The following is a 21311-nucleotide window of genomic DNA, read 5'->3' on the forward strand; positions in this document are numbered from 1 at the left end:
GCGCCGCACAGACAAGAGCGGGCAGGCTGCCAGGCCGCGTTTCCTTTCCCTTCGCCGGCATGATCCGGATCAGGTTCTAAGGGTTACCGCTGCAATGCGGAATCTCAGCCCGTCAAGGACTCCCCCAGGAACAGGCTCAAAGAGTAGGAGAGCTTCTTTCAATTGTCAATCATACGGTTGGCGGTGTTTTGTGCTATGGTCTGCCCTGCGGCACGGGGTGTCCTTCTTGAAAAGGGCTGAGATAAAACCCGTCGAACCTGATCCAGCTCATACTGGCGAAGGGATGTCCGAAGCTCTAGCCCTGCGTCCGAACCGGGCCGACATCCTCGCCGAATTTTTGCAAGGAATGTCATGCCTGTGGAACACGTCTCGGAACTCTCCCAACAACTGGTTCTGGTCACTGGCGGCGCACGCGGCCTGGGGGCTTGTCTGGTGCGTGCGTTTGCACGTCAGGGCGCCAAAGTTGTCATCAATTACCTGAAAAGTGCAGCCGCTGCCCAGGCGCTGGCGGACGAGTTTCCGCAGCACTGTCTGGCGGTGCAAGCGGATGTGAGGGATGCGACTGCTGTACAAGCCTTGTTTGCCCAGGCGCAGGCGCACTTTGGTCAGCCCATCACCACCGTCGTCAATAACGCCTTGCCCGAGTTTTCCTTCAACGGCGATGCCCGCCCTCATGCGGATACCTTGACCTGGTCGCAATTGAACCAGCAACTGGAAGGGATTGTGGGTGGGGCCCTGAACACCACGCAGGCTGCCTTGCCCGGCATGAAGCAGGCCGGTTTTGGCCGCATTATCAATATCGGGACAAACCTGTTCCAGAATCCTGTGGTGCCTTACCACGACTACACAGCGGCCAAGGCCGCCTTGTTGTCCATGACGCGCACCTTGTCGCACGATCTGGGACCGGATCAGATTACCGTGAACATGATTTCCGGCGGTTTGTTGCGCACAACGGATGCGTCCGCGGCTACCCCCGAGGCGGTGTTTGATCTGATTGCGGCCAGTACACCGCTGCGTCGCGTGACCACGCCCGAAGAATTTGCCGATGCGGCCTTGTTCTTTGCCGGTCCGTGGGCTCGTGCCGTAACAGGACAAAATTTGGTGGTTGACGGCGGATTGGTGAAAAACGGATGAGACAACTGCATTTCAATCTGTTCATTATGGGCTGCGGACATCACAAGGCCGCCTGGCGCCATCCCGAATCCCAGGTTGAGCGCTTGGGCGATATCCGCTTTTATGAAGAGCTGGCGCAGATTGCCGAGCGCGGCAAACTGGATGCGATTTTCTTTGCCGATGGTCAGTCCAGCGATAATGTGGCAGATGGACCGCGCTGGTTTCTGGAGCCCTTGACCATGATGGCCGCGCTGGCGCGAGCCACTGAGCGTATTGGTCTGATCAGCACCGTCTCGAGCACCTTTTACACCCCCTTTGTAGCGGCGCGCATGTTGTGTTCCCTGGACCATCTGTCCCAAGGGCGGATGGGCTGGAACGTGGTGACCTCGATGTTTGATGCCGAAGCACGTAACCATGGCTATGAAGCCATGCCTGACCATGCCTGGCGCTACGCCCGAGCCGAAGAATTCGTAGATACCGCACTGAAGCTGTTCGACTCCTGGAGCGACAGTGCCTTGGTGATGGACAGGCAGGGTGATTACGCCAAGGTGGATCAGGTGCGTCAGATCCTGCATAAAGGTGATCATTTCCTGGTGGATGGCCCCCTGACCTTGCCGCGCTCGCCTCAAGGACAGCCGGTGCTGTTTCAGGCCGGTGCGTCTGAACAGGGACGGGATCTGGCAGCGCGCAAGGCCGAAGCCATTTACGCCGTGGCGTATGACTTGCCCTCGGCTCAAGCCTATTACCGTGACATCAAACGACGCGTGCGTGAAGCGGGTCGTGGTGTGGATGTGCCTGTCATGCCGGGGCTGGTGACCTATGTGGGTTCCACCATGCAAGAGGCGCGCCGCAAGCAAGAGGAGCTGGATGCATTGCTGCCTACCCAGACCTCCTTGCGGCAACTGGGCATGTTTGTCGGGCAGGACTGCATGAACTGGGAGCTTGATGCACCGGTTCCGCCATTGCCTGCGCTGGAAAGTTTCAAGGGCCCCAAGGGGCGTTATGCCACCATGCTGCGCATCATTGAAACGGAAAAACCGACAGTCCGGCAATTGTTGGGGCGGATTGCTGCCGGTGGTGGTCACTGCACCATGGTCGGTACGCCCGAGTCCATTGCCGATCAGATTGAACATTGGTGGCGTAATGAGGGCGCCGACGGCTTTAACTTGATGCCACCGTCCTTGCCCAATGGCATTGGTGACTTTGTGGAGCAGGTCATCCCCGTTTTACAAAAGCGCGGTCTGTTCCGCCAGGAATACGAGCACACCAGCTTGCGGGGGCATCTGGGCCTGGAGCGTCCAGCGGCCTGATGCCCGGAGCAGAAAAAAGCGGGCATTGCCATGGACGGATTTGTCCGCTTTTTCCCTAGGGGGAAGGGGCTACGTAGTTCCTGAAGTTTGCTATCCTTAATGCTTTAATTGTCGCCTGCTTAACGAGCAGCGAGCTGTATAGGGATCGCACTATGAAAACCGCCGTTGTCACCGGGGCCTCCTCAGGGTTTGGGGCTGCTCTGGCCCGTAAACTGGTCGCTGAAGGGCATACCGTGCTGGGCCTGGCGCGTCGTCAGGACAAGCTGGAGGCCCTTGCTGCCGAGCTGGGCGAGCGTTTTTTTCCGGTCAGCGTGGATCTGACGGATCGTGCGCGTGCAGATGCGGTGCTCGGCGACCTAATGGCCCGGTTCCCCAATATCGATGTGCTGATCAATAATGCGGGTCTGGCGCTGGGCGTGGACAAGGCTCAGGATGCCAAGCTGGAGCAATGGGACACCATGGTGGCCACCAATATCAGCGCGTTGCTGCACATTACGCACGCTTTGCTGCCAGGTATGGTCAAGCAGAACAAGGGCCACATCATCAATCTGGGCTCGACGGCGGGCGAATATGCCTACGCAGGTGGCAATGTGTACGGCGCCACCAAGGCTTTTGTGCATCAACTGGGCCTGAACCTGCGTGCCGACCTGTCGGGTACGGCCGTTCGTGTGTCTACCGTGGCTCCTGGCCTCTGTTCCGGTACGGATTTCTCTACCGTTCGTCTGGGCGATAAAGATAAAGCTGCTGCGCTGTACCAGAACGTGGATGCGCTGACGCCCGAGGACATCGCCAACACCATTGCCTGGATCATGAACGCGCCTGCCCATATGAATGTCAACTACATCGAGTTGATGCCGGTGGCGCAAAGCTTTGCAGGCTTGAGCGTGCATCGCAAGGCTTAAGCTTGGCGACCGGCCCTGGTCTGGCTTGATTAGACTTGGGCTCCGGTCTTACACTGCAAACGTCTTCAGGGCGGGGTGAAATTCCCCACCGGCGGTAAGGGAGCCATTCCCCAGCCCGCGAGCGCTTTCCGCCAGAGAAAGGTCAGCAGATCAGGTGAGAAACCTGGGCCGACGGTGAGAGTCCGGATGAAAGAAGATGAAGCATCGCTGCCTTGATCACAAGGCAGCGACGTGTTTTATTGTTGCCCAGAGGACGCATTGTTTAATCAAGGATGCGTTCAAATGAAAAATCTGAAAATCTCCCCTGCATTAGCCGTTGGTCTTTTGCATGAATTTTGCGAAGGAGCGTGCTGATGTATACCGGAATTGTTAAAGCGGTTCGTCCTCTTACCGCGGTCAAGGCCGAGCTGGGCCGTACCGAGTTTGAAATTGATTTCACCGACGAATTGCTGGTGGATCTGCAACTGGGCGCCAGTGTCAGCGTGGAAGGCACATGCCTGAGCGTGACCAGTATTTCCGGCCACAAAGTTACTTTTGATGCGATTCCCGTCACGCTGGAGCGGACGAACCTGGGCACGCTCAAGACAGGTGATCTGGTCAATATCGAACGATCGGCCAAGCTGAACGAGGAAATTGGTGGTCATGTGATGGCTGGCCATATCGCAACGACTGCTGAAGTGCTGGAACTGAGCATTACCGAGGCCGGCAACCGTCTGCGTTTTCAGATGCCGGAAGATTGGGCGAAATACGTGTTCCCGCGTGGTTTTCTGGGTGTTAATGGCTGCAGCCTGACCGTGGCGGACGTGGAGGATGGCGTTGTGACCATCAATCTGATTCCCGAAACATTGCGCCAGACAACATTTTCTCGTTACAAGGCAGGCGATAGACTCAATATCGAAGTGGATCAACAGACGGTTGTTCTGGTTGACGTGCTGGAGCGTACGGTGGCAGGCACGATGGCGCGTGTGATGCCTGGTTTTAAAGACTGAGTCACGCATGAGTTAAGTGCAAAGGGCCGCTAGTTCTAAAACTGGCGGCCCTTTTTGTGTGTCTGTGCTTTTTAAGCACTCATAAAGCTCGGAATGAAATGCAGTACAGGTGTTAGAGAACATAGCCACTCTAGTGACGATCAGCCATTTTCCAATGGCCTGATGCGCTGCGCACCAAAGCTTGCTCCGTTATTGATTCAGTGTTTCCAAGACAAAATCAGCGCGGTTTTCTACGCTTGTTTTGGGCAGCAGGCGCACTTGGTATCCCAGCAGGGGATAGACACGCTCCAGACGTTCATACTCATGCAAAGCCGCGTTCATGTCGTGACGGCGCTCTGGATCAACTTCGTATATTTTAGGCCAGGGGGGCGTAAAGAACACCTGTGAATGATAAGGGTGAGTCTTGTTGAGTTCGTCCAGCAGTGGAGTACCTGTTAACTCTTCTAAAGCAGCTGCGGCGTCAATCAATCCTCGATCAAAAAATACCCAAGGGCCATCTTTGGGCGCGGTTGAGTAGTCAGTCTGCGCGACCTGTATCGCTTCTTTCAGGAAGGCCTCCATATCCTGCCAGGGGAGGGCGGAGCCACCATTGACCCACTGCTCCTGCACGATACGCCGTCCAGGCTCCTGGATAACCGTATAGCCACGATTTTGTAGCTCGGATAACAGAGTGGATTTACCGCCGCCGGAGCAGCCGGAAATGAGGACAAATGTAGACATAAAGAAATCCAGATCAACAAAGGATAAAGGCTTGGCGACGATGCGCCGCGCCCCGAAACTAAGACCGGAGGGAAGGAGGGAAGGAGGGAAGGAGGGAAGGAGGGAAGGAGGGAAGGAGGGAAGGAGGGAAGGAGGGAAGGAGGGAAGGAGGGAAGGAGGGAAGGAGGGAAGGAGGGAAGTGGCCTTATTTTAAGGCTGGGACGGGAAATGGTGAAATGCCTGGCCTTGAGTACATAACTTCCTAACACGCTGGTAAGTAGGCATCTTTCATAAATAATAAAATGCAATTAACGGAAAAGAAATATAAGCATTGAAAAAGAATGTCTACAACAAAAAGAGGGCGGTTTTGGTGAAGAAGCGGCAGGGTACACGGCTGGCTACCGATCAACGCATGGGCACACGTGTACGGTCAGATGCTTTCTGTTCGGATTTCCGTCTTTTTAGGGTTTGTTCTGTTCGGAAATCCGAACGGAAAGGGGCGTATTGTTGGTGCTAATACAATCAGCACACAAAAAATGACTTGTTTTTCAATAGACTAATGTCAGCAAAGAGTCTTGGCACAGTTGTTGCTTTTAACTCCGTACAAGAACCCCAGTATTGGGGGCCCTTAATAAAAACGGAGAGATGACATGACTGATTGCGCCGCAACGGCTAACACTCGTCTGGAGAAAGACCTGCTGGGTACGCGCCCCGTACCTGACTCGGTGTATTTTGGCGTACACACCTTGCGAGCCGTCGAAAACTTCAGGATTACGGCGACAACTATCGCCAACTACCCCGATTTGATCCGAGCCCTGGCACAGATTAAAGCGTCCGCCGCACAGGCCAACCATGCACTGGGGGCATTGGATGCCGCCAAGAAAGAAGCGATTGTGCAGGCGTGCCGGGAAATTGAGGCTGGCCAGCATCACGACCATTTTGTGGTGGATGTGATTCAGGGGGGGGCAGGAACTTCTACCAATATGAATGCGAATGAAGTGATCGCTAACCGTGCTCTGGAAATTCTGGGTCACCAACGCGGGCAGTACGGGTTCCTTCACCCTAATGAGGATGTAAACCTGGGGCAATCTACCAATGATGTGTACCCCACCGCCTTGAAACTGGCTGCCTATCAGGGTGCGGCCCGTTTACTGACTGCCTTGGAGTATTTGCAGCAAGCCTTTGATCGCAAAGCTCACGCTTTCAAAGATCTGTTGAAAATGGGGCGCACGCAGTTGCAGGAAGCAGTCCCCATGACACTCGGGCAAGAATTTGCGGTTTACGCCGGCATGATTGCCAAAGATCGCCTGTGCCTGACCGAGGCCATGCAAGAGCTGTGTGAAATCAATCTAGGCGCGACGGCGATCGGGACGGGGATCAATACGGAGCCACGCTATGCCGAACTGGTTACGCGCCTGCTGTCCTCGAACACGGGTATCAGTCTGCGTAGCGCATCGGATCTGATTCTGGCCACGCAGGACTGCAGCGCGTTCGTACAGCTGTCCGGTGCCTTAAAACGCATTGCCGTCACCTTGTCCAAGACTTGCAACGACTTGCGTTTGCTCTCAAGTGGTCCACGTGCAGGCATTGGTGAGATCAATTTGCCTCCTCGCCAGGCGGGCTCTTCCATCATGCCCGGCAAAGTCAATCCCGTTATCCCAGAAGCCGTCAGTCAGATTGCCTTTGAAGTCTTTGGTAATGATGTGACCGTCTCCTTTGCAGCCGAAGCCGGTCAGCTTCAACTTAACGCGTTTGAGCCCATTATCGCCCACAGTCTTTACAAGAGCCTGCGTCATCTGCAGCGTGGATGCATGATTTTGGCCGACTACTGCGTGGACGCGATTACCGCCAATCCCCAGCGTCTGGCAGACAGCGTCAGCAACTCCATCGGCTTGGTCACGGCGCTTAATCCGTTGATCGGCTATACCGCGGCCACCGCTATTGCCAAGCAGGCGCATGAAACCGGTAAAGGGGTGGCTGAGCTGATTCTGGAGCAAGGTTTGTTAAGCGTGGACGAACTGGCTCAGGCCTTACAGCCTGAGCAACTGATCGCGCCGCGCGCCTCCAAAACCACGGAACAAACTCTTTAATTAAAAACCGACAGGCCCGCGCACGGGCCGATACGGGAGATGAACGCATGAAGCTGAATAAGCAAACCACATGGATTCTGATTGCCATGGTACTGGGCGTGGTAGTGGGTTATATCTGCCACAAGATGGCCGACACCCCTGAACAGGCGCATGCCATTGCCAGCTACTTTGGCATGGTGACGGATATGTTCCTGCGCTTGATCAAGATGATCATTGCTCCGTTGATTTTCGCCACGCTGGTTGCCGGTATGGCCAGCATGGATGATGCGGCAACTGTTGGTCGTATCGGGGGCCGTGCTGTGGGCTGGTTTTTGCTGGCCTCGCTGGTATCGCTGACGGTAGGGTTGATTTTTGCCAATATCTTCCAGCCTGGTGCGAATGTTGGCATTCCCTTGCCGGCCGAATCGGCTCATTTGGGGGTGGATACCTCGGCGCTGAATCTGAAAACGTTTCTGACGCATGTTGTGCCACGTAACTTTTTTGAATCCATGTCCAAGAACGAGATTTTGCAGATCCTGGTGTTCTCGGTATTTTTTGGACTGGCCTTGGGCAAAGTGCGTGGTAACCCTCAGGCCAACATCCTGGCGCAAACGATTGAGGGCGCAGTGCCAGTGATGCTGACCGTCACCAACTACGTCATGTACTTTGCACCACTGGGCGTGTTTGCCGCTGTTGCCAATATCATCACGACCGAAGGGCTGGGTATTTTGGCCGTCTATGGCAAGTTTCTGGGCAGCTTTTATGCCACCTTGGTGGTGCTGTGGGCGATTTTGCTTGCCGCGGGATTTCTGGTGCTCAAGGGCCGGGTATTCACCCTGTTCAAAGAAATCCGTCAACCGATGTTACTGGGCTTTTCGACGGCCTCCAGCGAAGCCGCCTATCCTCGTTTGATGGAAAAGCTGGAAGTGTTCGGTGTACGCAAGCGTGTTATCGGTTTTGTCCTCCCGCTGGGTTATTCCTTCAACCTGGACGGCTCCATGATCTATACCGCTTTTGCGGCGCTGTTCATCTCTCAGGCATATGACGTGCCGCTCACCATGCAACAGCAAATTATCATGCTGTTGGTGTTGATGATTTCCAGTAAAGGTATTGCCGGCGTACCACGCTCTGCGCTGGTCGTCGTGGCAGCAGTTTTGCCTATGTTTGGACTGCCTGAGGCTGGTGTATTATTGATCATGGGCATTGATCACTTTCTGGACATGGGCCGCACTGCGACAAATGTATTGGGTAACGGCATTGCCACAGCCGTTGTCGCCAAATGGGAAGGTGCCATCGATGCGCCTGACCAGACGGACAGCAAGGCGACAGGCTCACCACAGCCCCAGCCCGAGCAGGCAGGCCTGGACTCAGCACCGGCTGTCGCCTGACGTCTTCCGTGTCGATATAGCGGCTGTTTACTAAATATTCTACGTAAGTGGCCGCTACGTTTTATGCATCTGCCCCGATTTATTCGTCTTCATAAAGTCCTGTTGTTGCTGATATTGATTGCGTCACTGTCAGCCTTGGCGGGCGTGATGGCTTACCGAGCTGGTGAATCATTCGGACTGTCCAGCTTGCAGGAGTCGGGGCGGCAGCGTCTGGATTTGTATGCGCTGACACTACGCCACGAAGTCGAGAAGTATGAGTATCTGCCCAAGATGCTGGAGCTGGATCAAGAAGTGGTGGGGCTGTTGGAGCGGGGCACCCGGTCCTCGCGCGAGGTCAGCCGTCATCTGGAGCGCTTGAACGAGCGCGCCCAGACCCGCGTGATTTATATCCTCGGCCGTCAGGGTCAGGTTCTGGCGACCAGCAACTGGCAAGAGGCCGATAGCTATCTGGGGGAAGATCTTTCCTACCGCCATTATTTCACCGAAGCGCGTGAAGGACGGCCCGGATTCTTTTTTGGAGTTGGAACCACACGGGGTGAGGCCGGCTATTACATTTCCTCCCCCATCACCCAGGCAGGGCAGGTGATCGGCGTGGCCGTCATCAAGGTGGATCTGGATCGCCTGCAGGATTCATGGACCCACGCTCAAGCGCCGGTGATAGTGTCCGATCACTATGGTGTGGCGATTCTGTCTTCGGTGCCCGCCTGGAAATTTACTGCCAGTCAGCCCCTCAGCGAAGATGTACAACTGCATCTGCACCAGACCCGCCAGTACAATGGTTTGCCCATTGTTCCCCTGAATTTACTGACCCAGAGCGTGTTGAGCCAGGATGCGCAGCTGGTGTCCTTGCCTTCTGATGGCAGGGCGTCGGGAGCCGAGGATGACACCCGCGGACTCCTGCTGGCCCAGACGATTCCGTTTGGTGCGAACGGCTGGACCTTGACCCTGTTTTTACCCACCGATCTGGTCTATTCCATGGCGCGTCTGTACGCCGTGTTGGCCGCTTTGGGGCTTGTATGCCTGTTTGTGATGCTGGTCAGCTGGTATTTGCGCCGGCAGCAACAGCGTGACCGTGCCTTGGCTCGCGTTCAGCTGGAGCGCGCACATGCTCAGCTTGAACGCAAAGTAGAAGAACGTACGCGTTCGCTGGAAGAAACCCAGGCGGGCCTGATTCACGCTGGCAAACTGGCGGTCATCGGGCAATTGTCTACTGGCCTGGCCCACGAACTGAACCAGCCCCTGACTGCCTTGCGTACCTTGTCAGGAAATACCATCCGCTTCATGGAGCGCGGTGATCTGGATACCGTGCGTGCCAACTTGAAGCGCATCAATGATCTGGTCGACAGCATGGGCGCGCTGACCTCTCAGCTCAAGCAATTTGCCCGCAAGTCGCCAGGCCATTCAGAACTGACAGATTTGAGCGCGATTATCGATCAGGCGCTGTTGATTCTCGAACCCGCGATTCGCCAGCATCGTGCAACAATCCAGATTCAATTGGCAGACGATGCAGGGGTAGTGCAGTGCAATCCCAACCGTCTTGAACAGGTCATCGTTAATTTACTGAGTAATGCGATTGATGCCGGCGCCTCACGAAACACGCACCCTGTTGTTCAGCTCAGCAGCCAGCGGCAAGGTCAGCAGGTGGCGATACGGGTTCAGGACAATGGCCCAGGATTAAGCGAGGATGCTCGGCTGCATCTATTCGAGCCATTTTTCACCACTAAAGAAAGTGGTACAGGGCTGGGGCTGGGTTTGGCTATTTCGATGAGTATTATTCAACATTGCGACGGCAGTCTGACAGCCGATAACTTGCCAGGTGGTGGCGCCGTGTTCACCATTGTGCTTCCCTTTCCTGGAGCAGAAAAATGTACGAAGGGCTAACCGTTCTCATCGTTGAAGACGATGTCAATGTGCGTCTGGGTTGTAGCCAAACCTTGCAGCTTGAAGGAATTCGGGTGGAGGAGGCCGAGAGCGCAGAACAGGCCTTGCGCCTCCTGCACAATGGCTGGCCAGGCATTGTCGTGTCCGATGTACGTTTGCCGGGTGCCGATGGCATGAGCTTGCTGCAGCAACTGCAACAGCTGGACAGCGACTTGCCTGTGGTGCTGATTACTGGTCATGGCGATGTGTCGATGGCTGTTCAGGCGATGAAAATGGGGGCTTACGATTTTATTGAGAAGCCGTTTTCGCCCGAACATTTTGTGCAGGTGGTATCGCGCGCCTTGGACAGACGTCAAATGAGCTTTGAGATCAAAGCACTGCAGGGTCGATTACAAGACAAGCAGTCCATTGAGGCTCGCGTGTTGGGCAACTCCTGTCCCATGTCCAAGGTGCGCGAACTGATCTGCAATCTGGGCAATAGTGCCGCCGATGTACTCATTTTTGGCGAAACCGGCACCGGCAAAGAGCTGGTGGCGCGCTGTCTGCACGATCTAGGGCCCAACAGGGACGGTAATTTTGTGGCAGTCAATTGCGGCGCCCTGTCCGACAGTCTGTTCGACAGTCAGATGTTTGGTCATGAGGCGGGGGCCTTTACGGGTGCAGGCAAGCGGGTGATCGGCAAAATCGAACATGCGCACCAGGGCACCTTGTTTCTGGACGAAATAGAAAGCATGCCGATGGCCATGCAGGTCAAGCTATTGCGCGTTTTACAGGAGCGCACGCTGGAGCGTCTGGGTTCTAATCAATCCATCGCCATCAATTGCCGCGTCATTGCGGCGACGAAAGTTGATTTACTGGCCCTGGCCGATCAAGGCCTGTTTCGTCACGACTTGTATTACCGCTTGAATATGGCGACCTTGCCCTTGCCGCCCTTACGCGAACGCCGTGAGGATATTGGCCTTTTGTTTGAGCATTTTGCCTTGTTGGCGGCGGCTCGGCATGATCGTCCGGCGCTGGAGCCAGACTCCGAGCGCTTGCAGGCTATGCTGGGCTGGCATTGGCCGGGCAATGTGCGCGAGCTACGCAATTTCGCCGATCGCTGCGTGCTGGGGGTCAACAGCGCCTTGCCCGGTCAGCAAGCCGCTCCAGGAACCGTGCCGACCTCATTGGTCCACACCGTTGAAGCGGTCGAGCGCGCCTTAATCGCTGAAGCCTTGAAACGACATCACCATAACTTGACTCGCGCCGGGCAGGAATTGGGCATAGCCAAAAGTACGCTGCACGACAAGATCCGCAAGTACGGCCTGTTGGCGTCCTAGAACTGGTCTGTCTGGGCATGGGCGGCCGACCCTGTCTGTTACGTCGCCTGAACAGGCCCGCACTACGCAATCGCTACGCGCTGGGGCGGGCAAGCACCAGATCGTGCCGGTTTGACGAGGCAAAAAAGAACGCCAGACTCTTCAACGTAGAGTCGGCGTTCTTTGCCTTTCACGGCCTTAGGAGACCCGGGTCGTCTTTTCTAAGCCGACAACTTCTCCACGCGGGCTGGCAAACCTTGACGCACGGCAGCTCCTGAAACCCAATCAATCCACACGTTGTCCTGACCGTCGCCACGGGTTGGGTCCGCAAAACCCAGCTCGTTCAGGTTCACGCCAGCCGCAAGATCCGCCAGATGGGGGGTGGCCTCACCGTCGATGTGATGAGAGCGGGCGCCCAGCTCGGTATGACCAAACCCATGTTCGATCGCGATGGCCCCGCGCATGATACCGCCGCGTACCAACGCCACGCCTTCGACGGCTCCGCCTGGCGTACTGACCCGGATACGATCTCCGTTACGGATACCCATATTCTTCGCATCCTCCAGGTTCAATGAGATCGGGTTATGCGGATGCACCTGGCGCAAACGGGACATGCCAATCGACATGGAGCTCATCAAGTTGGATTTGTAGGAGCTCATCAGCAGCGGCCACTCCTGTTCAGAGAAATGTTCGCGCATCGGGCTGCCATCGGCCAGACGGGTAGGGTACCAGGTGGGGCACCCACTGAGTCGTTCGCCCGTCATGGTGTGACGCATCTTGGCCAGATCTTCGTTCCAGATCTGTAAAGCGTTGTCGTAGCGATTTTTCAGCTGATTGCCTTTCCAGGCGTTTTCAATTCGATCGAAGCGTCCACCGCGGGTCAGCAACATGGCCACTTTACGCTGCTCTTCGGGATGCAAGCGCGATTGCAGCTCTGGAAAGAGGCGGTCGACACCCGTGATGCGCATATCGTCATCGGAGGCATCGCCCACCGGACGACCTGCACCAAACGCGATGTTGGCCATGCCCCGCAGGTAGAAATCCTCGGCGCACAACAAATCATGGGTATTGCCCGCCTTGTCTTTCAGGACACCCTTGCCAAAACCGGGCAGTTCCAGACGTAGCGCGACCGCAAACAGGAAACTTTCCAAGTTGATCGGCTGACCATCCGCCGTGCGCTCCACGCGGGGCTGAACAACCGGCCAGCGCAAGGTCGAGGACTTGGCGATTACGTCGGCCCAAGGCGCAGACACCCCCCAGCTTTCATAGGTGACCGTGTCCGGCACGATGTAGTCTGCATAAGCATTGGTCTCGTTGATGAATGGATTGACCGAAATCGACAGCGGGAGGGCGGCCGGATCTTTCAACTTGTGCAGCAGCGCATTTTTAAAGCCCGCGATCGCGTAGACCGGATTACTCATGTGATTGATCCAGACCTTGGCCGAGTAGGGATAGCCATTCAGCCCGGAGGCAATCATTTCGCTGCTCAAGGCGCCCACCGCGGGGTACCAGGGAGCAGGAGCCGGGTATAAGGCTTCACCTTTTGCCAGGCGGCGTTTGTACTCGCTGGATTTCTCATAGGCGAAACGATGGCGCGACAAGGACACGCCTTTGGCCGTCGCTTTTCCAGGAAACTGTGCAAAGTTGTAGCGTGGTCCCGGTCCAAAAGGCCCGAATGGGCCCGCATCCAGCACCAGGCCCCCTTTCAGGTTCAGGTTGCCCACCAGGGTATTCAACATGGCAATGGCATAAGCCGTGTAGAAACCCGACCCGTTCATGGTGCCACCATGCGCATCGGCCACTGCCTGCCGGCCATAGCTGGTGAACTCTCGCGCCAGCTCGATCAGGGCTTCTTCTTCCATGCCACAGCCTTGGGCGTACTGGGCAATGGTTTTCTCCTGACTGCGCTCGCGCAGCATATGCAAGGCGGTACAGACGCGTACATCCTTGCCGTCCAGATCAACAAGACGGTCGACAAACAGCGTCGCGCGATCCAGATCGGTATGGGCGCGCAGCTCACCTTGTTCGTCCTGAACGATAAAGGGTGATTCCGCTCCTTCGGTCACTTCCCAACCCAGGTCGGTACCGCGCAAGTAGCGGCCAAAACCAGGGTGCTCAGGATCAGCAATCAGTAAATGGCTGGCGTTAGTCCAGGAAGCCGTGTTTTCGTCCTGTTCGGCCGGGGCGTGGGGCAGGGACAAATGCTCCACATCAAAGCGCTCTTGTTCCAGAATCCAGCGCAACATGCCCATGACCAACGACAAGTCGGTGCCGGGCAGGACAGGCTGCCAGCGGTTGCCGCTGCCCGAGGCGAGGCTGGACGAGGTTGGCAGGATCGGGGAAACAACCACGTATTTAAAGGTGTTTTCAGGGCGCGAACGGGCTTCCGCCAGCTCGCGACCTTGGCGCTGGAAGGGGTTGCCGGATTGAGCGGGTGCCGCGCCAATAAACAGTCCAAAACGGGCGTTTTTCCAATCTGGCTTGCCATGCGGCATGCCTTTGATATCGCCCATGGCAGCGCCAGTGCCTACGCGGAAGCTCTGACCGCAATAAGAGCCGTGGTTGCTGACGTTGATCGTGCCAAACGCTTGTTCGGCAAAGCGTTTGACCAGCGGCGTACGACCTTCGTTGGCCGCATCGGTGAACAACAATTGATTGGCAAGTGGGCCAAACTCGGGGTTTTGCGGATCTATCAGGGTTTCATGGTCCCAAATGGCCCGCAATCCGTCGACGTGGCCTTCGTTAAACAAGTTGCCGCCTTCGCAAACCTCTTCGATCAGTTGCTCAAAGCTGATGCGTTGCCATTGCCCTGAGCCGCGCGGGCCAACACGCTTAAGGGGGGAGAGAACACGATAAGGACTGCTGTGCTGCTCTAGCATGGATGCACCACGCGCGCAGGCGCTGGCACGGCCTTCCAGTCCATTTTCACCACCGAGCATGGCGTAAACCTCGCGTACCGGCTGCTCCATGGGGGCAGACTGGGTGGTGGCCAAGGGATGGTAGGGGTTGCCGGCAATACGCAGAATCTTATTGTTCTCCGTATCAATGCGCACACGCACCCCACATTGGGTCCAGCAGCCCAGGCAACTGGAAGGGCTGACAATCTGGCCAGGCTGCGTGTCGAGCAAGCCGGTAACCGGATCGATCCGGAATTCAGCTTGCAGAGAGTTGCCGCGGGTAGCATGGGCGGTTGGCGCTCCGGCTGTGCCTTGACCCAGACCTTGTACCGCCTTGACCACGGTGTCGCTGTAACCGGCCGCAAAAGCAGCCAGACCACCCACAGCAACGCCGCCGCGGGTCAGGACCTGTCGACGCGACAGATCGGGGGTTTCGTTTTTCTTGCTCATGACGATAAGTACCTGAAATCTAGTGGGTCTGTGCGGCCTGGGCCGTCAACGGCGCATGCCGGGCCGGGAACAGAGAGAGCAGGGTGGTGCTGGCGGCAATCAAGGCAATGCACAGGCCGAGCACACCCAGCATGCCCAGCAGTCCATCACTGCCCAAAGGCATGGTGTAGAGGTACAAACCAGCACCATATTTCGGTACACCCTGCACCGCCATGAAAATAATCCAGCGAAACACCCAGGCAGAGCCAAGCATGAAGGCGGCACACAGCAAGCTATACCACGTGCCTTGCAACGTCTCGGCCGGGCGGCTGAGCATATAAAGCAGCAGCAGACCCAAAGCGCAAGAGCCCAGAAAGCCCAAACGCCATACCGGGTAGGTCTGGAACAGCTCCTGAGCGGCAGCAAAAGAGCGACTCTCACCCATCAAACCGGAGCCAAGCCACAGCAGGGCCACCAGGATCAGGGACAGCACCACACCCAACGACCAGCGGCGTATATAGTTCATCGGCAGACCGGCCACGCCACCGGGCAGAAAGCGGGCAACCAGTAACAGTGCGCCCAAACTGGCCAGGGCTGCTGTCAACGCAAAATTTACCGGCAAAAACGCGGTGTTCCACAAAGGACGTGAACGCAGCACCATCACTTCAAAGCCGCTGTAAACCAGAATCGACACGGCCGAGACCAGCAGGGCCAGGCTCAGGCCGCGCCACAAAGCGCGTTTGTCCAGCCACCAGGCCAGTACGTTCGCCACCGACAATCCGACGAACACAGGCAACAGAATGGCGCCCAATGACATCCAGGACCAAGGTGTGAAGTGGGCATAGAAATGCCAGAAACGGCCAGGTTGGTGCAAGTCGGCCAGCAAGGACACGGGCGCGGCGATGCTGCTGCACAGCAGCACAATCATCAGCGCGGGTTCCAAACGACGCAAAGCGGGATCGCGAGACCAGGCGCAACGCCATACCCAGACCGTGCTGGTGGCGGCCATGCCTACCAGAAAAAAGTATTGGACCGCCCAAGGTAGCCAGGCGACTTCATAGGCGGGGGTCAGAATTTCAATAATAGACATATCGGCCCTTTAGAACTGATTGGTCAGACGCACGCTGGCCTGACCATCCACACCATCGACAAACTCGTCTGGCAAGCCGATGTAAAACACATGGGGGCTGGTATTCATGCCGGGTTTGAGAACGCGGATTTCCTCTTTGTGCTCGTTGAGCAGTTGGGAAATCGTGCTGTTTTCATCGTTCATGTCACCAATGACACGCGCTCCACCCACACAGCTTTCTACACAGGCCGGCAGCAAGCCCACTTCCAGGCGATGTTCACAGAACGTGCATTTGTCGGCAGTTTGGGTTTCATGGTTAATGAAGCGGGCGTCGTAAGGACAGGCCTGAACACAATATGCGCAGCCGACACAGCGCTCGTTATCCACCAACACCACCCCGTCTTCACGCTGAAATGTCGCCTGTACCGGACAGACAGGTACACAGGGTGGGTTATCGCAGTGATTGCAAAGGCGCGGCAGGCTCAGCATGGCCGCCTGCTGCTGGTCGTCGAGCACCTCGTATTGCAGAACCGTGGTTCGGAACTGCCCGATAGGCGGGGCGTTTTCGATCGAGCAACTGACCGTACAGGCCTGACAACCAATACACTTTCGTAGATCCACCACCATGCCGTAGCGGGCCCCCTCTTTCCCACCGCTGCGGCGGGGAGGCTGACTGTTCATGGCCGCTTGGACAGGCTGGATAGGAATAATGGTGGCACCGGCGCTCAGGCCCAGTAATTCCTTAAGAAAACGTCGCTTGCCCGGTTTGGGCTCGGCGGTTGGAATCATGTGTTTTCCTTTTTTTGCCTGGGTTTAACCCATTTAAATTATTTACAGTTATAAGCATATTAAGAATACGAAGTTACAGTCTTGATGAAAGTCAAAAAGAACATTTAAAGGTTGAAATGTTGATATGCAGTGATAATGGGCACAAAAAAAAGCCCCTTCGTTCAGAAGGGGCTGTATAAGACTGATTTAAAAAGAAAAATACTTAAAAAGTCCCGCCCAGACTCAGGAAGAAAGTACGGCCAGGCTGGTTGAACGTATGAGCGCCAGCGCCATAGATGTAGTTGGGCGTCCCCAGGTTCACGCCGATTGCATTTCCGCGCCGGAACAGGCGTTTGTCAAACAGATTGTCGACACCCGCGGTGATATGCATCCGCTTGTTAATTTTGTACTGGGTGCTCAGACCAAATAAGGCGTACGGGGAGACCTTGTCGGTTGCAGAGCCTGTCAGAGTCTGCCCGTAGTAGTCGTATTTGGGTGGCTTTTGTTCGCCGTAGAACGTCGCTTTGGCCCGCAAGGACCAGTCGGCGTTTACCGTCCAGTCCAAGGTAGTGTTGATGGTGTATTTGGGAATCGTGGACAGCGCTTCGCCAGTGGTCTTGTTTTTGGACTCAATCATGTAGGTGAAGTTGGTTGACCATAGCCAGTTCGGGGCAACCGGCCAGGTCAGGTTGCCTTCCAGGCCTGAAACCACGGCTTTGGGAATGTTTTCCCACTGCAGAATCAATTGCTGCTTATTCAGGGCGGTAAAGCTATCTACTGCAAAACGTCCTGCTTCCACTTTATTGCGGTAGTCGTTATGAAAGTAGGTCAGGCTTGCACCCAGGCCGCCGTCACCGACATACTCAATTCCCAGCTCCTTGTTGATGCTGGTTTCTGCCTTCAGGTCCGAGTTACCCTGCAGGAAGCAACCTGTCGTGCTCGATGACGTATTACCCCAGCAACCGTTACCGAGACTGTACAAGGTGTAGCCATCATTGCTTTGATACAGGTTGGGAGCCTTGTAGGCGCGGGCGATACCGGCTTTGAACAACCAGTTGTCAGTTACCGCATGCGTGAGATTGAGTGACGGGCTCCAGTTGCTGCCATGCTTGTCGTGGTAGTCAAAGCGCAGCCCGGGTGTAACGGTCGTCTGGTCGGTAGCGTAAATATTGTTTTCAGCAAACACCGAATAAATATTGGCTCGCGATTTGGGCTTGTAGGCCGTCGGTACGCCAGGGATGCGGGTAGGGTTGCGTTGCGCCAAGTCCGAGGACGTGTCGTTGAGTTCCTGACCAACCCATTCCATACCGACCGTTGCGTATTGCTCAATACTGCCGGCCTTGAATTGATGACTGGCCTCGGCATGGGCGGTCAGGGTGCTCAGGTCAGCCGTACCAAATCCCCCATCGTTCACACGGGACGGGTCATTAAATGCCCCCTCGGTCCCGCCCGCCAGGCCCTCCAGCAGACGGTAGTTGCGTGTTTTCTCGTACTGCACATACGCCAGCGTGTTGGTTTTGTCATTCCAATCACCCCGATGGGTCAGGGAATAGCTTTGACGATATATTTTGTTCGTCTCGTCGCCCAACTGGCGTTTGACCTCATCATTGGTATTGGTGTTTTGGGTATCGCCGGTGTAAATATTGCCCTGGCGGCCGTAGAAAACCTCCAGGTCCACCGTGTGGCGGCTGTCGGGACGCCAGGACAGCAGACCATTGATGTCCTTGTTGCGCACCCCCTCACGCCCGGCAGGCAGACTGTTGGCGTTGGCCCCCCCGCGTTCGGTCTGGTGGCCTTTATTGATCTCCGGGTCGTCCGCATCGGTCTTGTTCAGGTTTCCGTATAGGCGAAAGGACAGGGATTCGCTGATGGGGCCGCTCAGGCCAAAATTCATGCGGCGTGTCGCCCCTTCATCGCTGTGTTCGGGCACATTCCCATAAAGAGAATAGGAGCCCTGGAACGTGTCGGTGGTGGGCTTGGTGATGATATTGACCACTCCTCCGGCTGCTCCGTTACCGTAACGAGCTGCGGCTGGGCCGCGCAGCACTTCTACTCGTTCGATCTGCTCGGCAGGAACCCAGTTGGTATCGCCGCGGGAATCGCGTTCGCCCCGCCAACCAAATCGCACGGCAGAGCGTGAACTGACCGGTTTGCCATCAATCAGAATCAGCGTGTTTTCCGGGCCCATGCCGCGGATATCAATTTGCCGATTATTGCCACGCTGCCCGCTGGCTGAATTACCCGTCAGGTTGACCCCCGGCATGGTGCGCAGCACTTCGGAGATGTCGTTGGCGGGTGGGGATTTCTGGATGTCGTCGGCGGTGATGACAGACGACCCCAAGGTTTGCTTGAGCTCTTGTTCGGCCTTGACCACGATGCGCTCCAGTTCCTCGACCTCTTGCGCTCGCGTCTGAACAGGGAAGGCCAAGCTCATCGCTACAGCCAGACTGCTTAGGGACATAAAGGGGACACCGCCAGGCCTACGGCGCGTAGCGGCGAAAGAGGAGGACACCGACATGATTAACACCTAGTAATAATGAGATTGATTCGTGATTATAAACAAGGTGAGCGGTGTTACAAAGTGATAATTTCGTATGGCCGATACAAAGGGATCGGCGCATTCAGCCCGACACCCAGCCGCTGCCGGTCAAGACAAAGCCCTTGTCAAGATGGGCAGCGTGCGTGGTAGACAGGGTGAATGCGCTCAAGCGCAGACACTGCAGCCAGGGCCCATGCAAGTATGGATAACCGAGTTGCGCGTACTGGAGCGCGTGCCGGGGCCAGTCACATTATTGCCGGCCAGGGCTTGTTGAGGGGTCAGGCCCCGCGCGGGGCTGGATTTGCTGAACAGACGCCGAGGAGCACTCAGCTGCAGCAAAAGACTGCCTTTTTCACAAGCAGGGCAAACTTGAGGGTCGTTGCGAGCAGCCATGCTGCGCAAATGGCTGCTGCGTTGCAAGCAATGATTGCAAAGATAGTCGTACAAAGGCATGGCAAATCCAAGTGAAACGGGCCCTGGTCTCAATGAAAGACCAGGGCCATGGACCGATTAGCTCAGCTTACAGCGTGTGCCTGGACGGCCAAAACGAGCGGCATCATTCAAGGCACCCTTAGGCAGAATATCGGTATCAAAAATACCGGTAGGCAAGGCCAGGGAGGCGGAGCTGTTGGGCAGGTCCACCACGCCACCGTAACGACCCTCAACGGGAGCGGCCGTCAGGAGCATGTACGCTTGCGCGCGCGACAAGTCCGTGGTGCGGCTGATGTAGTCAATCGCCGCCAGGCAAGCCTGACGGTACGCGACCGTGGAGTCCAGATAGTAGTTCACGCCTTCTTCCACACTGATCCCGGTAAAGTGCATCCACTGATCGTACTTGGGATCGTGGCGGCCCGGCACGTAGATAGGCGCGGTCAGATTATATTTGGCCATGCCCCCTTTGATCAGGTCAAAGCCAAGGTGGGCCGCGCCGTCCATCTCAATGGCGCCACAAAAGGAGATTTCGCCATCGCCCTGGGAGAAGTGCAAGTCACCCATGGACAGGCCAGCCCCTTTGACGTACACGGGGAAGTAAATCCGCGAACCGATGGTCAGATTCTTGATGTCCAGGTTGCCGCCGTGCTCACGCGGGGGCACGGTACGGGCGGCTTCGGCAGCCATACGGTCAAATTCCGCGCCCTTGACACCGCGCAGCACCGCTGTCTTGGCGTCGGGTGGATTGGCGTGGCCCTTGGGTACGAGCAAGGCTTCCCGACGATTCCACTCACGCAGCAACTCATGCGAGGGCAGGGTGCCGATCAGGCCGGGATGCATCATGGCAGCGATGCGTACACCAGGGATATGCCGCGAGGTGGCATACACACCATGCAGGTCCCAGATGGCCTTGTCGGCTTCGGGGAAATGCTCGGCCAAAAAACCACCGCCGTTCTCTTTGGCAAAAATGCCCGAGAAACCCACCGGGGTAATACAGCGAATATCCAGCAGGTCCACCACCAGAATGTCGCCGGGCTCGGCGCCTTCCACGTGGATCGGGCCGGTCAGGGGGTGAGCGCGGGTCAGGTCAACGTCGCGCACGTCGTTGGCGCTATCGGTGTTTTTAATCTGGGCATCCAGAAAATCCAGGCATTCCAGAATCATTTCTTCACCCGGCTTGACGCTGGTCAGATCGGGAATATCAGGATGCCATCGGTTGTGCCCTATTTCAGCTTGTTCGGCCAGGGGTGCGCCGGGTTTGATTTTTATATGCTGCATGTGTTCTCCGAAGTATGTGTGCGAGGTTCGCACCAAGGCGCTTTTTCAGGCGCTTGACCACACCATTAACACGACTGGACAAGCATGGTCAAAATCAGCCAAGCAACGGTTTTATATGCATTTTTTTGCCAGTAAATAATTTCTTAAGTGAGTCAATGATTTAGACATTAAGCGATTAAAAAACAATAAACCGCGCTTTTTGTCTAGAGGATAAATCCTGATCTGGCGCAGGTTTTTTATGTCGGCGCGT

16 protein-coding genes and 3 riboswitches are annotated in these 21311 nt (G+C 56.2%); of the genes, 9 read left to right on the top strand and 7 right to left on the bottom strand.

All coding sequences use genetic code 11. From position 1 onward, the window contains the following. Window positions 1-28: 28 nt before the first annotated feature. A riboswitch (TPP riboswitch) is annotated at window positions 29-136 on the bottom strand. A gap of 67 nt (window positions 137-203) precedes the next feature. Then, window positions 204-301: riboswitch (TPP riboswitch) on the top strand. A 50-nt stretch (window positions 302-351) separates the two neighbouring features. The 4 genes from RSQ48_RS08315 to RSQ48_RS08330 all read left to right on the top strand — a co-directional run bounded on the left by RSQ48_RS08315 (window position 352) and on the right by RSQ48_RS08330 (window position 4314). Then, the gene (locus tag RSQ48_RS08315; RefSeq protein WP_131071764.1) at window positions 352-1134 is read left to right on the top strand and encodes a 3-oxoacyl-ACP reductase; all 783 of its coding nucleotides are present in this window, start codon (window positions 352-354) and stop codon (window positions 1132-1134) included. Beyond that, window positions 1131-2423, top strand: coding sequence for an LLM class flavin-dependent oxidoreductase (locus RSQ48_RS08320; protein ID WP_003800121.1), 1293 nt, complete (start codon window positions 1131-1133; stop codon window positions 2421-2423). The genes RSQ48_RS08315 and RSQ48_RS08320 overlap by 4 nt, the downstream gene beginning before the upstream one ends. Window positions 2424-2575: 152 nt before the next feature. Next, window positions 2576-3325, top strand: a complete 750-nt coding sequence (locus RSQ48_RS08325; RefSeq protein WP_415302332.1) for an SDR family NAD(P)-dependent oxidoreductase — start codon at window positions 2576-2578, stop codon at window positions 3323-3325. Window positions 3326-3382: 57 nt separating this feature from the next. After that, a riboswitch (FMN riboswitch) is annotated at window positions 3383-3527 on the top strand. Between the two features lie 151 nt (window positions 3528-3678). Then, window positions 3679-4314 (top strand): riboflavin synthase, encoded by a 636-nt coding sequence (locus tag RSQ48_RS08330; protein WP_003800116.1) that lies wholly within the window; start codon window positions 3679-3681, stop codon window positions 4312-4314. A gap of 189 nt (window positions 4315-4503) precedes the next feature. On the opposite strand, the gene RSQ48_RS08335 is transcribed toward RSQ48_RS08330, so the two are convergent. Continuing rightward, a complete protein-coding gene (locus tag RSQ48_RS08335) occupies window positions 4504-5034 on the bottom strand; it encodes an AAA family ATPase (RefSeq protein WP_415302333.1) in 531 nt (176 codons plus the stop codon). On the opposite strand from RSQ48_RS08335, the gene RSQ48_RS08340 reads away from it, so the two are divergent. The 5 genes from RSQ48_RS08340 (at window position 5015) to RSQ48_RS08360 (ending at window position 11670) form a co-directional block, all read left to right on the top strand. Beyond that, the gene (locus RSQ48_RS08340) at window positions 5015-5227 is read left to right on the top strand and encodes a hypothetical protein (RefSeq protein ID WP_415302334.1); all 213 of its coding nucleotides are present in this window, start codon (window positions 5015-5017) and stop codon (window positions 5225-5227) included. The genes RSQ48_RS08335 and RSQ48_RS08340 overlap by 20 nt on opposite strands. A 436-nt stretch (window positions 5228-5663) precedes the next feature. Then, on the top strand, window positions 5664-7103 hold the full coding sequence (locus tag RSQ48_RS08345) for an aspartate ammonia-lyase (RefSeq protein ID WP_415302335.1): 1440 nt from the start codon (window positions 5664-5666) through the stop codon (window positions 7101-7103). Between the two features lie 47 nt (window positions 7104-7150). Continuing rightward, window positions 7151-8470, top strand: coding sequence for a dicarboxylate/amino acid:cation symporter (locus RSQ48_RS08350; protein WP_415302336.1), 1320 nt, complete (start codon window positions 7151-7153; stop codon window positions 8468-8470). Between the two features lie 147 nt (window positions 8471-8617). After that, window positions 8618-10351: an ATP-binding protein gene (locus tag RSQ48_RS08355; RefSeq protein ID WP_415302337.1), complete on the top strand. Its 1734-nt coding sequence runs from the start codon at window positions 8618-8620 to the stop codon at window positions 10349-10351. Continuing rightward, complete coding sequence (locus tag RSQ48_RS08360) at window positions 10336-11670, top strand: sigma-54-dependent transcriptional regulator (RefSeq protein ID WP_301605604.1); 1335 nt, start codon at window positions 10336-10338, stop codon at window positions 11668-11670. Before RSQ48_RS08355 ends, RSQ48_RS08360 begins: the two co-directional genes overlap by 16 nt. Before the next feature lie 200 nt (window positions 11671-11870). Here RSQ48_RS08360 and RSQ48_RS08365 read toward each other — a convergent pair whose 3' ends face one another. From RSQ48_RS08365 to fmdA, 6 genes are all read right to left on the bottom strand, one after another. After that, on the bottom strand, window positions 11871-14996 hold the full coding sequence (locus RSQ48_RS08365) for a tetrathionate reductase subunit A (protein WP_415302338.1): 3126 nt from the start codon (window positions 14994-14996) through the stop codon (window positions 11871-11873). A 19-nt stretch (window positions 14997-15015) separates the two neighbouring features. Further along, complete coding sequence (gene nrfD, locus RSQ48_RS08370; protein WP_131071771.1) at window positions 15016-16065, bottom strand: NrfD/PsrC family molybdoenzyme membrane anchor subunit; 1050 nt, start codon at window positions 16063-16065, stop codon at window positions 15016-15018. A gap of 9 nt (window positions 16066-16074) precedes the next feature. Beyond that, window positions 16075-16833 carry a sulfate reduction electron transfer complex DsrMKJOP subunit DsrO gene (gene dsrO, locus RSQ48_RS08375; RefSeq protein WP_131071772.1) on the bottom strand — a complete coding sequence of 253 codons (759 nt, stop codon included), beginning with the start codon at window positions 16831-16833 and terminating at the stop codon, window positions 16075-16077. A 202-nt stretch (window positions 16834-17035) separates the two neighbouring features. Continuing rightward, window positions 17036-19273, bottom strand: coding sequence for a TonB-dependent siderophore receptor (locus tag RSQ48_RS08380; protein ID WP_415302339.1), 2238 nt, complete (start codon window positions 19271-19273; stop codon window positions 17036-17038). A gap of 243 nt (window positions 19274-19516) precedes the next feature. Further along, window positions 19517-19804 (bottom strand): FmdB family zinc ribbon protein, encoded by a 288-nt coding sequence (locus RSQ48_RS08385; RefSeq protein WP_131071774.1) that lies wholly within the window; start codon window positions 19802-19804, stop codon window positions 19517-19519. Window positions 19805-19861: 57 nt separating this feature from the next. After that, window positions 19862-21061, bottom strand: coding sequence for a formamidase (gene fmdA / locus RSQ48_RS08390; RefSeq protein ID WP_003800092.1), 1200 nt, complete (start codon window positions 21059-21061; stop codon window positions 19862-19864). Window positions 21062-21311 lie beyond the last annotated feature (250 nt).

The sequence above is a fragment of the Alcaligenes sp. SJTW-7 genome (assembly GCF_047716895.1).
GTDB classification, from domain to species: domain Bacteria; phylum Pseudomonadota; class Gammaproteobacteria; order Burkholderiales; family Burkholderiaceae_B; genus Alcaligenes; species Alcaligenes ammonioxydans.

Coding starts and splice junctions, on each gene's coding strand:
- RSQ48_RS08315 (WP_131071764.1), top strand. CDS start 352: ATGCCTGTGGAACACGTCTCGGAACTCTCCCAACAACTGGTTCTGGTC.
- RSQ48_RS08320 (WP_003800121.1), top strand. CDS start 1,131: ATGAGACAACTGCATTTCAATCTGTTCATTATGGGCTGCGGACATCAC.
- RSQ48_RS08325 (WP_415302332.1), top strand. CDS start 2,576: ATGAAAACCGCCGTTGTCACCGGGGCCTCCTCAGGGTTTGGGGCTGCT.
- RSQ48_RS08330 (WP_003800116.1), top strand. CDS start 3,679: ATGTATACCGGAATTGTTAAAGCGGTTCGTCCTCTTACCGCGGTCAAG.
- RSQ48_RS08340 (WP_415302334.1), top strand. CDS start 5,015: ATGAGGACAAATGTAGACATAAAGAAATCCAGATCAACAAAGGATAAA.
- RSQ48_RS08335 (WP_415302333.1), bottom strand. CDS start 5,034: ATGTCTACATTTGTCCTCATTTCCGGCTGCTCCGGCGGCGGTAAATCC.
- RSQ48_RS08345 (WP_415302335.1), top strand. CDS start 5,664: ATGACTGATTGCGCCGCAACGGCTAACACTCGTCTGGAGAAAGACCTG.
- RSQ48_RS08350 (WP_415302336.1), top strand. CDS start 7,151: ATGAAGCTGAATAAGCAAACCACATGGATTCTGATTGCCATGGTACTG.
- RSQ48_RS08355 (WP_415302337.1), top strand. CDS start 8,618: ATGGCTTACCGAGCTGGTGAATCATTCGGACTGTCCAGCTTGCAGGAG.
- RSQ48_RS08360 (WP_301605604.1), top strand. CDS start 10,336: ATGTACGAAGGGCTAACCGTTCTCATCGTTGAAGACGATGTCAATGTG.
- RSQ48_RS08365 (WP_415302338.1), bottom strand. CDS start 14,996: ATGAGCAAGAAAAACGAAACCCCCGATCTGTCGCGTCGACAGGTCCTG.
- nrfD (WP_131071771.1), bottom strand. CDS start 16,065: ATGTCTATTATTGAAATTCTGACCCCCGCCTATGAAGTCGCCTGGCTA.
- dsrO (WP_131071772.1), bottom strand. CDS start 16,833: ATGATTCCAACCGCCGAGCCCAAACCGGGCAAGCGACGTTTTCTTAAG.
- RSQ48_RS08380 (WP_415302339.1), bottom strand. CDS start 19,273: ATGTCCCTAAGCAGTCTGGCTGTAGCGATGAGCTTGGCCTTCCCTGTT.
- RSQ48_RS08385 (WP_131071774.1), bottom strand. CDS start 19,804: ATGCCTTTGTACGACTATCTTTGCAATCATTGCTTGCAACGCAGCAGC.
- fmdA (WP_003800092.1), bottom strand. CDS start 21,061: ATGCAGCATATAAAAATCAAACCCGGCGCACCCCTGGCCGAACAAGCT.